Annotated in this window: 12 protein-coding genes; 8 read left to right on the top strand and 4 right to left on the bottom strand. The window is 64.0% G+C overall.

The window, feature by feature from the left end; genetic code table 11:
• Nucleotides 1–205 precede the first annotated feature (205 nt).
• Nucleotides 206–709 carry an NADH-quinone oxidoreductase subunit B family protein gene (locus METAC_RS0112260; protein ID WP_026607262.1) on the top strand — a complete coding sequence of 168 codons (504 nt, stop codon included), beginning with the start codon at nucleotides 206–208 and terminating at the stop codon, nucleotides 707–709.
• A 283-nt stretch (nucleotides 710–992) separates the two neighbouring features.
• Nucleotides 993–1,202, top strand: coding sequence for a cold-shock protein (locus METAC_RS0112255; protein WP_026607261.1), 210 nt, complete (start codon nucleotides 993–995; stop codon nucleotides 1,200–1,202).
• 97 nt (nucleotides 1,203–1,299) lie between these two features.
• On the opposite strand, the gene deoA is transcribed toward METAC_RS0112255, so the two are convergent.
• The 4 genes from deoA to METAC_RS0112230 form a co-directional block, all read right to left on the bottom strand.
• A complete protein-coding gene (gene deoA / locus METAC_RS23425; RefSeq protein WP_036255524.1) occupies nucleotides 1,300–2,634 on the bottom strand; it encodes a thymidine phosphorylase in 1,335 nt (444 codons plus the stop codon).
• Between the two features lie 43 nt (nucleotides 2,635–2,677).
• Nucleotides 2,678–3,088: a cytidine deaminase gene (cdd, locus tag METAC_RS0112245; protein WP_026607260.1), complete on the bottom strand. Its 411-nt coding sequence runs from the start codon at nucleotides 3,086–3,088 to the stop codon at nucleotides 2,678–2,680.
• A 19-nt stretch (nucleotides 3,089–3,107) separates the two neighbouring features.
• Nucleotides 3,108–4,184 carry a coiled-coil domain-containing protein gene (locus METAC_RS0112240; RefSeq protein WP_026607259.1) on the bottom strand — a complete coding sequence of 359 codons (1,077 nt, stop codon included), beginning with the start codon at nucleotides 4,182–4,184 and terminating at the stop codon, nucleotides 3,108–3,110.
• A 376-nt stretch (nucleotides 4,185–4,560) separates the two neighbouring features.
• Entirely contained in the window at nucleotides 4,561–5,124 is a 564-nt protein-coding gene (locus tag METAC_RS0112230) for a fasciclin domain-containing protein (RefSeq protein ID WP_026607257.1), read from the bottom strand.
• A 291-nt stretch (nucleotides 5,125–5,415) separates the two neighbouring features.
• On the opposite strand from METAC_RS0112230, the gene METAC_RS23420 reads away from it, so the two are divergent.
• The 6 genes from METAC_RS23420 to infB all read left to right on the top strand — a co-directional run bounded on the left by METAC_RS23420 (nucleotide 5,416) and on the right by infB (nucleotide 14,227).
• Complete coding sequence (locus tag METAC_RS23420) at nucleotides 5,416–6,861, top strand: circularly permuted type 2 ATP-grasp protein (RefSeq protein WP_051335836.1); 1,446 nt, start codon at nucleotides 5,416–5,418, stop codon at nucleotides 6,859–6,861.
• A 136-nt stretch (nucleotides 6,862–6,997) separates the two neighbouring features.
• Nucleotides 6,998–7,954 carry an alpha-E domain-containing protein gene (locus METAC_RS0112215; RefSeq protein WP_026607256.1) on the top strand — a complete coding sequence of 319 codons (957 nt, stop codon included), beginning with the start codon at nucleotides 6,998–7,000 and terminating at the stop codon, nucleotides 7,952–7,954.
• Between the two features lie 316 nt (nucleotides 7,955–8,270).
• On the top strand, nucleotides 8,271–9,107 hold the full coding sequence (gene rimP, locus METAC_RS23415) for a ribosome maturation factor RimP (protein ID WP_084143609.1): 837 nt from the start codon (nucleotides 8,271–8,273) through the stop codon (nucleotides 9,105–9,107).
• A 9-nt stretch (nucleotides 9,108–9,116) separates the two neighbouring features.
• Nucleotides 9,117–10,730 (top strand): transcription termination factor NusA, encoded by a 1,614-nt coding sequence (gene nusA, locus METAC_RS0112205; RefSeq protein WP_026607255.1) that lies wholly within the window; start codon nucleotides 9,117–9,119, stop codon nucleotides 10,728–10,730.
• Between the two features lie 9 nt (nucleotides 10,731–10,739).
• Nucleotides 10,740–11,411, top strand: a complete 672-nt coding sequence (locus METAC_RS23410; RefSeq protein WP_036255518.1) for an RNA-binding protein — start codon at nucleotides 10,740–10,742, stop codon at nucleotides 11,409–11,411.
• Between the two features lie 176 nt (nucleotides 11,412–11,587).
• Complete coding sequence (infB, locus tag METAC_RS0112190; RefSeq protein ID WP_026607253.1) at nucleotides 11,588–14,227, top strand: translation initiation factor IF-2; 2,640 nt, start codon at nucleotides 11,588–11,590, stop codon at nucleotides 14,225–14,227.
• Nucleotides 14,228–14,331 lie beyond the last annotated feature (104 nt).

Below are 14,331 nucleotides of genomic sequence, written 5' to 3'. Positions count from 1 at the left end.
TGGAACTCTAAGTTTGCCTTGCGCCTCGGGATGCAGGCTTTCCTCCCCGGCGGCTCCATTGCAATGATGGCGCGGGGCGCGACGCGGCGATTCACTCTATTAAAGCCTTAGCAGCCGAAAACTATGCGAATGATATGTCGGGAAATTGAATCCTTGGGCGAGCGCCGCTAGTCCGCTTTGGACCTCAGAACCGTGGTTTATCTCAATGCGGAAGACCTTGCTCAAAAGCCTGATAGAAGGCCCGCTCACGGAGGCTGCTCCCGGCGCCGATGACGCCGAGCTTGCGGCTTTCGCCGCCGAGGTCGACCGTAAGGCGCGCGCGCGGCTCGGGCGAAGCCTTGCGATCCGGGAGATCGACGCCGGCTCCTGCAACGGCTGCGAACTCGAGATCAATGCGCTCGGAAATGCGTTCTATGACCTCGAGCGTTTCGGCCTGCGCTTCGTCGCCTCGCCTCGACACGCCGACGTTCTTCTCGTGACCGGGCCCGCGACGAAAAACATGGAAGAAGCCCTGGCGCGAACCTATCAGGCGACGCCGGCGCCCAAATGGGTGGTGGCGGCGGGCGATTGCGCCTTTGACGGGGGCGTGTTCGCCGGGAGCTACGCCTGTATCGGCGGAGTATCGGCCGTGGTCCCGGTCGATCTTTACATTCCCGGCTGCCCGCCGACGCCGCTTTCCTTGCTCAAGGGGCTGATCGCCCTGATCTAAATCGCCAGAATATCAATCGAGCGGCGTACAATCAGGCTGTTGGAGTTATTCTAAACAATCGCGGAGTGGGGCTTTTTGTAGAAAATTCTTTCAAGATCGGACATGCGGCGCCGCGCCCCTTGTTTTGGTCTCGATCGTGACTTATGTTATCCACTGTCGTGTTTTTGCCGATGACTTGGCCCGCATCTTTGCGTCTGCTGACGACCCCTCTTGAAAACGACAATATGCAATGGCGCTCGCAATCCGCGGCGCCAGCTCTATTACGACCCTAAGGAAAGCCTATATGACTACGGGAACTGTGAAGTGGTTTAACCCGGACAAAGGATATGGCTTCATTCAGCCAGATGACGGCGGTAAGGACGTGTTCGTCCATATCAGCGCCGTCGAGCAATCGGGCTTGCGCCACTTGCAGGAAGGTCAAAAAATCAACTTTGAAGTGATCGCCGACAAGCGAACCGGCAAATCTTCTGCAGGCAATTTGCGCGCGGCCTGAAGCGCAACATTATATCCCATGAGCCCTGGCTATGAGCCGGGGCTTTTTTTTTGGGCGAGGGGCCGACGGTTTGGGCGTCGCGGCGTCTTGAATTGCTTTAGGGCGCGGCCGCTCCGAGACAAGCGATGACGGCGGGGCGAGGATGGCGCGGCGGCGCGTCTTCGATCCGATAGGCGGCGACGATCGCCTCGGCCGCCGCCGCTGCGTCGTTCTCGCTGCGCGCATGAACTCTGCAAATGGGCCGTTCCCGGTCCACGACGGCGCCGATTCCGGCTATCGCGTCGAGCCCGACGCTGGGGTCGATCGGTTCATTGACCGCCCGTCGTCCGCCGCCGAGGCCCACTACGCAAAGCCCGAGCGCCCTCGCGTCGATCTTGCCGACGAAACCGGGTCGAAGCGAATGAACCGCCCTGACGATCGGAGCCTGGGCCAGATGGTTTTGCGGCCGCTCGAGGAAATCGGCGGGCCCGCCGAGGGCCGCGACCATGCGGGCGAAGCGTTCCGCCGCCGCCCCGCTCGAGATCGCCTCGCGCAGGCGTCGCTCAGCCTCGTGAGCGCTGACCGCTACTCCGGCGAGCAGAAGCATTTCCACGCCGAGACGAAACACAACGTCCAAAAGACGCGGATCGGCTTGTCTCCCCGTCAGGCAATCGATCGCGACGGCGACTTCGAGCGCATTGCCGGCGGCCGACGCGAGCGGTTCATTCATGTCGGTGATCAAGGCCCGCATGGCGAGGCCAGCCTCCACGCCGACTGAGAGGATCGAGGCCGCCAGCGCCTGAGCCTCCGCCAATGAGGGCAGGAAAGCGCCTGAGCCCATCTTCACGTCCATGACGAGCGCATCGAGCCCGGCCGCGAGCTTTTTCGAGAGAATTGACGCCGTGATCAGCGGGATCGACTCGACTGTCGCGGTCACGTCGCGGATCGCGTACAGCTTCTTGTCGGCGGGCGCCAGATCGCGGGTTTGGCCGATAATGGCGCAGCCGCAGCTTTTGACGATTTCGATGAACCTGTCCGCGCCCGGCTCGACCTCATAGCCTGGGATCGCTTCGAGCTTGTCGATCGTGCCTCCGGTATGGCCGAGGCCGCGCCCCGCGATCATCGGAACATAAAGTCCGCAAGCCGCTGCGGCGGGCGCGAGGACCAAGCTCACCAGATCGCCGATCCCGCCGGTGGAATGCTTGTCGACGGCGGGTCCGGGCAGATCGGCGGCGCGCCAATCGAGCATTGCGCCGGATCGCGCGAGGGCCTGGGTGAAGCTTGCGCATTCACCGCTTTCCATCCCGCGAAGGAGGATCGCCATGGCCATGGCCGCGGCTTGCGCGTCGCTCACGGTCCCCCGCGTCAATCCGGCCACGAAGAAGTCGATCTCCGCGCGTTCGAGGCGGCCGCCGTCGCGCTTTTTGCGGATGATTTCCTGCGGCAAGGTCAAACGTGTGGCTCCAACGCCGAGGATTCGAACCGACGCGGCAAGGTCAAGGCGCGTGCGACTCGGCGAGAGAGGGGCCGAAAGCCTGCGGCAGAAGCTCGCCGACCGTGAAGCTGGCGCGAAGCCCGTTCGGGCCGGCGATATGGATATTGACCTCGTCGCGCGCAAATTCGCGAATGCGCTGACGGCAGGCGCCGCAGGGCGTGACCAGAGCCTCCCCGTCGCCGAGAACGAGAATTTCCGCGATCCGATTTTCGCCGGCTGCGACCATGGCGGCGATTGCGCCGGCCTCCGCGCAGGTCCCGACCGGATAGGACGCGTTCTCCACATTCACGCCGGAGAAAATCGCGCCTGATGGCGTCCGAATCGCCGCCCCGACGGCGAAGCCGGAATAGGGGGCGTAGGCGTTGGAGCGCACGGCGGCGGCGGCCGCGAAAAGCGCCTCTAATGATTTCATGGAGCCTCCGCCTGAACGGCTAAGTGGACGAGGCGGCTCCGCCCGCCTTCGCCAGAGAGCGTCCCGTAGAGCCTGCCGGCGGCTCGTTGCGTTCATCGTCCGCCGCGGCGCTTTCTAGGGTGCGGTCGGCCTTGCGATTCGCCGTTCGAATGACGGCGGCGCCGATTTCATGGATTTTCTGGCGCAAGACCGCATTTTCGTCCTGTTCGGGAGACGCCGAGGCGGCGTCCCGCAGCCCCGCCAATTCCAACGTCAGGCTGTCGCATTGAGAGCGCGCGGCGGCGAGCGCGTCGCGCGCCTCGGCTTCCGCCGCCCGCAATCGATCGATCTTCTCGATATGCCGGCGTTCGACGGCGCGTGCGGTTTCGATATGCTGCTTGCTTCGCCGCTGAAGGTCCGAGACGAGATTTTCCGAGGCGGTCAGCGCTTCCTCGCGGTCGGCGAGCTTGGCTGTGGTCGCTTTCAGCTTGGCGAGATCGGCGTCGCGCTCGAGACGGATCGAGAGAATGTCTTGCTGGAGCTGCGCGATGTCCGCGAATTTTTCGGCAAGGAGCTTTTTCTGCGCCGCGACCTCGTTCTCGAGCGCCGCCGCGGCCCGGCGCTGCGCCTCGGTCTGGGCCCGTGAGGCCGCAAGCTGCGCCTGGACGTCGCGCAATTCGGAGTCTCGGCGTTCGAAAAGGCCTGTGGCGCTATAAAGAGCGGATTCCGTCGCCGCAAATTCGGCCTTTGTTTCGCCCAATGCGCGTCGGGCCGCCGTGAACTCGGCGGCCTGCTCGGCGAATTTTCGGCCGAGCGCCGCAATGTCTTCTTGTTGAGCGGCGATCACCGCCGCGCGCCGTCCGAGCTCGCCGAGATCGCCCGCGCGGCTTTGGTTCAAGCTCTCCAATTTCTGCTCGAGCCGGCGGCGGTCGACGGCGAAATCCGCCCGAAGCAAATCTCGCTCGGCGAGGATTTCCTTGGCCGAGAGCGGGATCTGCATTTCGATTCGGCGCCGCGACAGCCGGATCGCGCGGCTCCAGAATGCGGGCGCGATCGCAAGGGCGATCAACCCTGCGATCAGGAACCCGAGCGCGAACACCATCGCTTGTTCGATCACGTCGCCACACTGAACCTTTAATTGGCGGACCCGCAGCGCATTAAGACCACGCGAAAACCAGACGCCTCGCGCATCTCGGATGCGTAGTCCGCTGGATCACGCGAATTCCTGAAGATCGCCTTTTGACCTCGAGCCGAGCCGACCGAAGATCAGCACGGCGATATCCCAAAATCGTTCCGAGCCGGACGTCGGCGGAATTCCGATTTCCAGCCCTTCCTTTCGACGCAGCCCACACGGTCGACGCCTCGACGCGCCAACGACCGCTTTTATGGCATTCCTGAGGGCGAGAATCAAAATCTGCGGCCTACGGGCAAATATAGTTCAGGTGAAAATAGGTCCGAAGAAGCCGGCGCGTCGGATGGAAGCCGCTTCGGGATCAGCCCTTCGGAGAGAGAACCGCATCGATCACATGAATGACGCCATTCTTTTGGTTGACGTCCGGAATAGTCACGATCGCCTTGGCGCCCTTGGCGTCGACGATGATCAGCTTGCGGCCGTCATGTTCGACGGCGAGATCTTCCCCCTCAAGCGTTTTGAGCGTCGCCCGGCCGCCGCCTTTCTTGATCGCGGCGACGAGGTCCGCCGCGGAATATTTGCCGGGGATGACGTGATAGGCGAGAATTGCGGTCAACGCTGGCTTGTTGTCCGGCTTCATGAGATCGTCGAGGGCGCCCTTCGGCATTTTCTCGAAGGCTTTGTTGACCGGCGCCAGGACGGTGAAGGGACCATCGCCTTCCAGGGCCGCGACGAGATCGGCGGCTTTCAACCCTGTGAAAAGCGCGCTAAGGTCTTTGGAGGCGGCCGCGTTCTCGACGATCGTCCGCGAGGGGTACATTGGCGCGCCGCCGACCTCGACCGTCATCTCGGCGTGCGCGGCGGCGGGGCTCAATGCGGCGGCGCCCAATGCGACGGCGAGGGCGGCCCTGCGAATGGAATTCATCGACGTCTCTCCGATTGGGCGGCGGCCGCGCCAAGATCTTGAAGGCGGCGACCCGCATTTTTGATCCGAATGTGTTTCGAGCCGATAAATTTTCCCGCGCGTCGCTTTGAACGGGCGAGCTGGAGCGATCGCGCTTCAGCCGCCGCGGCGGCTCACGCCCGCATGGTTCGCGCAAATTGGGTCTTGGATATGGTACAGTAAATGCAGAATTTGATCAGCGCCGTAGGCGAAGCCCAATCCAGTCGTTTCGAGGAGCGCGAGCGCGTGCAAGAGGGGCGGTGCTTTGACGAAATGACCTTGGCGGACGGATCGATTCGCGCCGTCTATGGCAAGATCGCCCGCTGGCTGGCGGGCACGCCGGCCGAGCTTCTGGCGTCTCGCCGGTCACAGGCGGAACTCTTGTTTCGCCGCATCGGAATCACCTTTTCGGTCTATGGCGTGAAAGACGCCAGCGAACGTCTTATTCCCTTCGACATCATTCCGCGCATTATGCTGCGCTCGGAATGGGCCTCTCTGGAGGCCGGCCTGTTGCAAAGGGTGAAGGCGCTCAATCTGTTCCTGGCCGATGTGTATTCCGGCCAGGAGATCATCAAGGCGGGCCGGATTCCGGCGGAGCTCGTTTTGGGCAATCCGCAATTCCGCCCCGAAATGGTGGGCGTGAAGGTCCCACATGATATTTTCGTCCATATCGCCGGGATCGATGTCGTGCGCACCGGCGAGGACGATTTCTATGTGCTGGAGGACAATGTCCGCACGCCGTCCGGCGTCTCCTACATGCTGGAGAATCGTGAGGTCATGATGCGCCTCGCGCCGGACCTTTTCGCCGAGCATCGCGTCGCCCCGGTCGAGAATTATCCCGACGCTCTGCTCGCTTCCCTGCGCTCGGTCGCGCCTGCCGCGCGTGGGGAGCCGACCATCGCGGTCCTCACGCCCGGCCGATACAATTCGGCTTATTATGAGCACTCCTTCCTCGCCGACAAGCTGGGCGTCGAGCTTGTCGAGGGCCGCGATCTCGTCGTCGAAGACGACGTCGTCTACATGCGCACGACCCAAGGGCCGAAACGGGTGGACGTGATCTATCGTCGAATCGACGACGACTTCCTCGATCCTGCGGCGTTCCGGCCCGATTCGGTGATTGGCGCGAAGGGCCTGATGCGGGCCTATCAAGCCGGCAACGTCACCCTCGCGAATGCCGTCGGCACCGGCGTCGCCGACGACAAGGCGATCTACACCTATATGCCGGAAATCATCGAGTTCTATCTCGGCGAAAAGGCGCTCCTGAAGAATGTGCCGACCTGGCGATGCCGCGAGCCCGAGGCCTTGCGCTATGTTCTCGACCATCTCGCCGATCTCGTCGTGAAGGAGGTCGGGGGGTCGGGCGGCTATGGCATGCTCGTCGGGCCGCATGCGACCAAGGCCGAACGCCAGGACTTCGCGGCCAAGCTCGCGCGGGATCCGGCGCATTTCATCGCCCAGCCGACGCTCGCACTTTCGACCTGCCCTACTTTTTTCGACGCCGGAGTCGCGCCGCGCCATGTCGATTTGCGGCCCTTCGTGCTCACCGGCGCGAATGGCGTCGTGCGGGTCGTGCCCGGCGGGCTGACGCGGGTGGCGCTGATCGAAAATTCGCTCGTCGTCAACTCGAGCCAGGGCGGAGGCACCAAGGACACCTGGATCGTGGAGGATCGAACTTTCGATGAGCTGGCGCCTTTGCAAAGCGGAACCGGGGCCGCATGATCGCGGCGCGCGCAAATCCAATCAGCGAGACCCATTGATCAAGGTCTGACCACGAAGAATCAGTGAATGTGGCGGCCTCGCAAAAACTTTGTGCGTATCGGAGCCCGGTTTTATGAAAATGAAGAATTTTTAGGCAATGCTCTCTCGCACCGCCGATAATCTGTTCTGGCTCGCGCGCTATGTCGAGCGCGCCGATTTTCTTGCCCGAATCGTCGAGGCGACGCAGCGCCTCGCCGCGCTGCCGACGAGCTATGCCGGAACCGGCACCGAATGGGAGAGCGCGCTGGAATCGTCGGGCGCCGCGGATGGCTATCGCGCGACGCGCGGCGTCGTCGAGGAGGCGGGGGTCGTCGAATATCTGACTTTCGCCCAAGACAATCCGTCGTCGATCCGCAATTGCATCGAATTCGCCCGCGCCGACGCGCGGGCCGTGCGCACGGCGCTGACGGGCGAGGTCTGGGAGGCGATCAACGGGGCCTGGATCGAGCTGAAGCGCTTCGAAAAGGCCCATGTCGGACGCGGCCGCTACGACCGCGAGGACATGTCGCGCTTCCTCGAATTCGTGAAGAAGACTTCGCTCGACTATGACGGCTCAGTCTATCGAACCATGCTGCGCAACGACGCCTACTGGTTCTCGCGCCTCGGCCTCTTTGTCGAGCGCGCCGACAATACCGCCCGCATTCTCGACGTCAAATATCATGTTCTGTTGCCGGAGGATGAGGCCGTCGGGGGATCGCTGGACTATTTCCAGTGGACGGCGATCTTGCGCGCCGTGTCGGCGCTCACGGCCTATCATTGGGTCTATAGGGAAAGCGTGAAGCCTTGGCTCATCGCCGATCTCCTGATCCTCAAGCCCGAGATGCCGCGTTCATTGATCGCCTGCTACGGCAATATCGTGCGCTTCCTGGACGCGATCGCAGGCGCCTATGGGATCTCCGGTCCGGCCCAGGCCCAGGCTCATGAGGTGATGACGCGCCTCGAGAGCGTCTCGACGAAAGATATTTTTGCCAAGGGCCTGCATGAATTCATCACGGAATTTGTCGAGGCCAATGATCGCCTGGGACAGACGATCAACGGGCAATATCTTTTGTGATCGGCGGCGATCGCGCGCCTGTGGACGACAACTCGTCCACTCCTAATTCATACGCGCCTTTGCTCTTCGGCCAGATGCGATGGCGAGCGAAAAAGCGGCGCGCCCCGCAGCGATGCTTGCACGCGCGAGCCCAAGGCCCTATATAGGCGTCATTCATCCTTCTCATGACGTTTGTCTCACTGAGACGATCGGATTATGGAGAGTGGGTCCTGCCGGACCCGCTCTTTTTTGTTGCCGTTGAAGCAGGGCGCGGGACCAGTTTCGTCTCGCGACCGCAGCAAAACGCCGGCGGACGGCGGGCTGGGATCGACCAGGCTTGGATCAGGACCGCGGGGACACGACCGTAACTACGCAGAATTTGCTCGACGAGCCGCGTTTCGTCGAGGAGACCGGCACGGCTCTTCGGATCGCGCGGATCGTGCAGCCGATTCTTGCCGATCTCGGCTATCGGCTGGTCAGGGTCAAGCTTTCGGCGCAGGCCGGAATGACGGTGCAGATCATGGCCGAGCGGCCGGACGGCGCGATGAATGTCAAGGATTGCGAAGTCGTGAGCGCGGCTGTTTCGCCGGCGTTGGACGTCGAGGATCCAGTCAAGCAGGCCTATCGGCTGGAGGTGTCCTCTCCGGGAATCGATCGGCCGCTGGTTCGGGCGTCGGATTTCCGCCGCGCCCTGGGTCAGGACGCGCGCATCGAGCTTTCGCGCGGCGTCGATGGCCGCAAGCGCTTTCGTGGTTTCATCGGAGCGCTCGAAGGCGACGGCGCGGCGGCGGTTCTGCATTTGGAGCGCACCGACGCCAAGCCCGGTGAGGCCGCGGACGTTCTGCTTCCGCTCGACGACCTCGCCGAGGCGAAGCTCGTCCTGACCGAAGCTTTGATTCGACAGTCTCTGCGCGCGGCCAAGGAGGCCGAGGACGCGGACGCGGACGCAGAAATGGAAGCCGAGGCGGACGGCCGCGCCTCGGACGCCGAGAGGGCGGAACCGCCGAGGCCGGCGCGCGGACCCGGCCGTTTCGCCGCGCTCAAGGAGACCAAGGCCAAGCCGCTTCTGCCGGCCGGCGTGAAGTCTCAATTCAGCCGAGCCAAGCTCACCAACGCTAAACGCGACGAAGCGGCGGCTGCGCCGCGCGGTCCGCGGCGTCCGTCAGCGAAATAGGGGAAAAAAATGGCAGTCAGCGCCAATCGGCTCGAACTTCTGCAGATCGCCGACGCCGTCGCGCGGGAGAAGTCGATCGACCGACAGATCGTCCTCGCGTCTATGGAGGACGCCATTCAGAAAGCGGCGCGCTCGCGCTACGGTCAGGAGACCGAGGTTCGCGCCGAGATCAATCCCAAGACCGGCGAGATTCGCTTTTCGCGTCTGCTGCTGGTCGTCGACCAGATCGAAAACGACGCCACCCAGATCACGGTCGCCGAAGCCCGCAAGAAAAATCCGGCGGCTCAGGTCGGCGATTGGATCGCCGAAAGCCTGCCGCCTTTCGATTTCGGCCGCATCGCGGCTCAATCCGCCAAGCAGGTGATCGTCCAGAAGGTTCGCGAGGCCGAGCGCGATCGCCAATATCAGGAGTACAAGGACCGGATCGGCGACATCGTCAACGGCGTCGTTAAGCGAGTCGAATATGGCAATGTCATCATCGATCTCGGCCGCGGCGAGGCGACGATTCGGCGCGACGAGATGATCCCGCGCGAAGTGTTCCGGCCGGGCGATCGGGTCCGCGCCTATGTCTATGACGTGCGTCGCGAGCAACGGGGACCGCAAATCTTCTTGTCGCGCACGCATCCGCAATTCATGGCCAAGCTGTTCCGCCAGGAAGTGCCGGAGATTTATGACGGCGTCATCGAGGTCAAGTCGGTGGCTCGCGACCCAGGATCTCGCGCGAAGATCGCCGTAGTGTCGCGCGACACTTCGATCGACCCTGTCGGCGCCTGCGTCGGTATGCGCGGATCGCGCGTTCAGGCGGTCGTCAACGAGTTGCAGGGGGAGAAGATCGACATCATCCCCTGGTCGCCCGACGCGGCGACCTTCATCGTCAACGCCTTGCAGCCCGCCGAGGTGGTCAAGGTCGTGCTCGACGAGGACTCCGCCCGCATCGAAGTGGTCGTGCCGGATGATCAATTGTCCTTGGCGATCGGGCGGCGCGGACAGAACGTCCGGCTCGCCTCGCAGCTGACAGGCTGGGATATCGACATCCTGACCGAGGCCGAGGAATCGGAGCGCCGCCAGAAGGAATTCATCGAGCGCACGAATATTTTCATGACCGCGCTCGACGTCGACGAGGTCGTCGGCCAGTTGCTCGCCTCGGAAGGCTTCCGTTCGGTCGAGGAATTGGCTTTCGTCGATCCGGCCGAGCTCGCGACGATCGAGGGGTTCGACGAAGACACGGCGGGCGAGATTCAAGCGCGGGCGCAGGACTATCTCGCCAAGCTCGAGGCCGAGCAGGACGCGCGTCGCCTCGAGCTCGGCGTGTCGGACGAACTGAAGGAGGTCTCGGGCGTGACGACGGCCATGCTCGTCAAATTCGGCGAGAACGACATCAAGACCGTCGAGGATCTCGCCGGCTGCGTCACCGACGACCTGATCGGTTGGAGCGAGCGCAAGGACGGCGAGACGGTGCGTCATTCCGGCGTTCTCGACGGGTTTGAGATTTCGCGGGAGGAGGCCGAATCCCTCATCATGACGGCGCGCGTCAAGGCGGGCTGGATCGACGCGGCGCCGGAGCCGGCCGAGGCCGAGGCTGAGGCCGAGGGCGAGCTCGCCGAGCACGAGACGGGGGAGTAGGAGGCGCGGATGTTGGCCAAGGCGGACCCCGTCGCCGTGGAAGCCGGGCCGGAGCGGACCTGCATCGTCACGCGGACGAAAGCCTCTCCCGACGACATGATTCGTTTCGTCGTCGGGCCGGGCGGCGTGGTCGTGCCCGACATCAGGCGTAAATTGCCGGGGCGCGGCGTCTGGGTGACAGCGCGGGCGGACAGGGTCGCCGAAGCGGTCAAACGGCGGGCGTTCGCGCGGGGCTTCAAGGCGAAAGTCGCCGCCTCGGAATTTCTGGCCGGCGAGATCGAGGAGCTTTTGACGCAGGATTGCCTTCAATCCTTGTCGATCGCCAACAAGGCCGGCCAGGTCGTCGCTGGTTTCGGCAAGGTCGAGGAGGCGATCGACAAGGGCGCGATCGCCGGCTTGATTCAGGCCGCTGAATGCGGCGCCGACGGCGCTCGCAAGGTGGGGCAATGCTTGCGGCGGCGGTTCGGCTCGGAGACGGCGCGGCCGCGCATCGAACTCTTTCCTTCGCACCAATTGGATTTGGCATTGGGACGCACAAATGTGATACATGCAGCCCTGATCGCGGGGTCGGCGAGCGAAGCCTTCCTCGTGCGGTGCCGCAGATTGAGTCTGTATAGATCGGCGCCGGCGCAAGCGCCGACGCCGGACTGCCCTCCCGGTTCAGAAGAGGACCTGAATTGAAAGGAGGGCGCTTTTCGTGTTTTCATAAAGCGCGAAAGTGCTCGAATATATTGAATTAAACGCGTTTTCGCGCGGCGGAGCAATTGATGCATCGCCCGGAAATGCTCTCAGGCCGGCGATTGTCGTCCGGCGCAACCGAATTCGAATGGGCGCGAGCCCCGGGGAATGCAAGACTTATGAGTGAGACCAAGAACCCCGCCGATCATACCTTGAGCGTCGCGCCTACCAAGACCTTGTCTTTGAAGCGTCCGGTCGAGGCGGGCATCGTGCGCCAGAGCTTTTCGCATGGCCGCACGAAGGCGGTGGTTGTCGAGAAGGTGAAGCGACGCGCGGTCACGGTCGGCGAGGCCCATCCGCCGCGCGAACCGGCGGCGGCGCCCGAACCACCGCCTCCGGCGCCTGTCGCCGCGCCGCCGCGCCCTCAGGCCAAATCGCCGCGTCCACAATCGGGCGGACCGCGTGCGCCTTCCGGCGTCATTCTTCGCTCCTTGACCGAGGAAGAGCGCGAGGCGCGTTCGCGGGCACTGTCTGGCGCGCATGAGCGCGAGGTCGAGGAGCGCAAGCGCGCTGAGGCCGAAGCCAAGGCGCGTGAAGAAAGGGAGGCGCGGGAGCGCGAGGAGCGCGCCGCGGCGGAAGCGCGCAAGCGCGAGGAGGACGCGCGCCGCACCCAGGAAGCCGAATCCAAGCGTCGTTCTGAGCAAGAGGCCAAGCGCCGCTTGGCCGGCGGAGAGCCGGCTCCCGCCCCGGCGGCGACCACAGCGCGCAAAGCGCCGCAAGCCGCGCCTGCGGCGGTCGCTGCTGCGCCCGGCGCAACGGCGACGGCGCGCCCCGCCACCGCCGAGGAGGAGGAGGCGAAGCGCATCATTCGTCGTCCCGGCCTGCCGACGAAGGTCATCGTTCCGCGTCCGGTCAAGGGCGCGGAGCAAAAGAGCCGCGGTCGCCTGACGGTCGCGAATGTGACCGGCGAGGAGGAAGAGCGGACCCGTTCGGTCGCCGCGTTCCGCCGCCGCGTCCAGCGTTTGAAGGGCCATGCGGCCGAGACAAAGGAAAAGATTACGCGCGAGGTCATCCTGCCGGAGACGATCACGATCCAGGAGCTCGCCAATCGTATGTCGGAGCGCGGCGTCGACGTGATCAAGCTCCTGATGAAGCAAGGCCAGATGGCGAAGATCACCGACGTGATCGACGCCGACACGGCGCAGCTCATCGCGGAGGAACTCGGCCATACGGTGAAGCGCGTCGCGGAATCGGATGTCGAGGAAGGACTCTTCGACGCCCCGGATACGGACGAGCAGCTTTTGCCGCGCCCCGCGGTCGTCACGATCATGGGCCATGTCGACCACGGCAAGACTTCTCTGCTTGACGCGATCCGCCACGCCAATGTCGTGTCGGGCGAGGCCGGCGGCATCACCCAGCACATCGGCGCCTATCAGATCACGGCGCCGAACGGCGCCTTGGTCACTTTCATCGACACCCCGGGCCATGCGGCTTTCACCGCGATGCGCGCGCGCGGCGCCAAGGTGACGGACGTCGTCGTGCTGGTCGTCGCCGCCGATGACGGCGTCATGCCGCAAACGGCGGAGGCGATCGCTCATGCGCGCGCCGCCAATGTCCCGATCATCGTGGCGATCAACAAGATCGACAAGCCGGACGCCAAGCCGGAACGCGTGCGCAGCGAATTGCTGCAACATGAGGTTCAGGTCGAATCTCTCGGCGGCGAGACGCTCGAGGTCGAGGTCTCGGCCACGAAAAACATCAACCTGGACAAGTTGCTGGATCTCATCGCGCTACAGGCCGAGCTGCTCGATCTCAAGGCGAACCCCTTGCGTCCGGCCGAAGGCACGGTCATTGAGGCGCGCCTCGATAAGGGGCGCGGTCCGGTGGCCACAGTGCTCGTGCAGCGCGGCACGCTGAAGGTCGGCGACGTGATCGTCGGCGGCTCGCAATGGGGCAGGGTGCGCGCCCTTCTCGACGACAAGGGCGAGACGGTGCTGGAGGCGGGTCCGTCCACGCCGGTCGAGGTTCTGGGCTTTTCCGGGTCGCCGGAGGCCGGCGATCGCGTCGCCGTCGTCGAGAGCGAAGCGCGGGCCCGCGAGATCACCGAATATCGCGAGCGGCAGAAGCGCGAGAAAGCCGCCGTCCGCGGCACGCTGGCGCGCGGCTCTCTCGCCGATATGATGAGCCAGCTGAAGACCGCCGGCCGCAAGGAGTTCCCGCTCGTCATCAAGGGCGACGTTCAGGGCTCGGTCGAGGCGATCATCTCGACGCTGGAGAAGCTCAACACCGACGAGGTTGCGGCGCGCGTCATTCACGCAGGCGTCGGCGGCGTCACCGAATCCGACATCACCTTGGCCGAGGCGTCGCATGCAGCGGTCATCGGGTTCAACGTGCGCGCTCATAAGGAGGCGCGCGCACTCGCCGAGCAGTCCGGGATTGAAATCCGCTATTACAACATCATCTACAATCTCGTCGATGACGTGAAGGCGGCCATGTCCGGCTTGCTCGCGCCAACCCTGCGCGAGGAGATGCTCGGCAATGCCGAGGTGCTGGAGGTCTTCAACATCTCCAAGGTCGGCAAGGTCGCGGGCTGCAGGGTCACGGATGGAACGGTTCAGCGCGGCGCGCATGTCCGCCTCATCCGCGACAATGTCGTCGTCCATGAAGGCAAGCTTTCGACGCTCAAGCGCTTCAAGGACGAGGTCAAGGAAGTTGTTGCGGGCCAGGAATGCGGCATGGCGTTCGAGAACTACCAGGACATGCGCCAAGGCGACGTCATCGAATGCTACAATGTCCATGAGATCAAGCGCTCGCTGTGAGGCGAGCGCCGGTCGTTTGAGCCGGTTTCCATATTCCCTACGCGATCAGATGGAGACGCGCGCGGAAAAAGCCGCGGTCCGCGTGTTCGAGCGATTGATCGCTT

The organism is Methylocapsa acidiphila B2 (assembly GCF_000427445.1).
Lineage (GTDB): Bacteria > Pseudomonadota > Alphaproteobacteria > Rhizobiales > Beijerinckiaceae > Methylocapsa > Methylocapsa acidiphila.
The sequence above is the reverse complement of the archived record's forward strand: the minus strand, read 5'-3'. Positions and strand labels throughout refer to the sequence as shown.

What these genes read in the sequence shown, in the direction of transcription:
- METAC_RS0112260 (WP_026607262.1), top strand. Translation starts at nt 206, where the DNA reads ATGCGGAAGACCTTGCTCAAAAGCCTGATAGAAGGCCCGCTCACGGAG.
- METAC_RS0112255 (WP_026607261.1), top strand. Translation starts at nt 993, where the DNA reads ATGACTACGGGAACTGTGAAGTGGTTTAACCCGGACAAAGGATATGGC.
- cdd (WP_026607260.1), bottom strand. Translation starts at nt 3,088, where the DNA reads ATGAAATCATTAGAGGCGCTTTTCGCGGCCGCCGCCGCCGTGCGCTCC.
- METAC_RS0112230 (WP_026607257.1), bottom strand. Translation starts at nt 5,124, where the DNA reads ATGAATTCCATTCGCAGGGCCGCCCTCGCCGTCGCATTGGGCGCCGCC.
- METAC_RS23420 (WP_051335836.1), top strand. Translation starts at nt 5,416, where the DNA reads ATGACCTTGGCGGACGGATCGATTCGCGCCGTCTATGGCAAGATCGCC.
- METAC_RS0112215 (WP_026607256.1), top strand. Translation starts at nt 6,998, where the DNA reads ATGCTCTCTCGCACCGCCGATAATCTGTTCTGGCTCGCGCGCTATGTC.
- nusA (WP_026607255.1), top strand. Translation starts at nt 9,117, where the DNA reads ATGGCAGTCAGCGCCAATCGGCTCGAACTTCTGCAGATCGCCGACGCC.
- METAC_RS23410 (WP_036255518.1), top strand. Translation starts at nt 10,740, where the DNA reads ATGTTGGCCAAGGCGGACCCCGTCGCCGTGGAAGCCGGGCCGGAGCGG.
- infB (WP_026607253.1), top strand. Translation starts at nt 11,588, where the DNA reads ATGAGTGAGACCAAGAACCCCGCCGATCATACCTTGAGCGTCGCGCCT.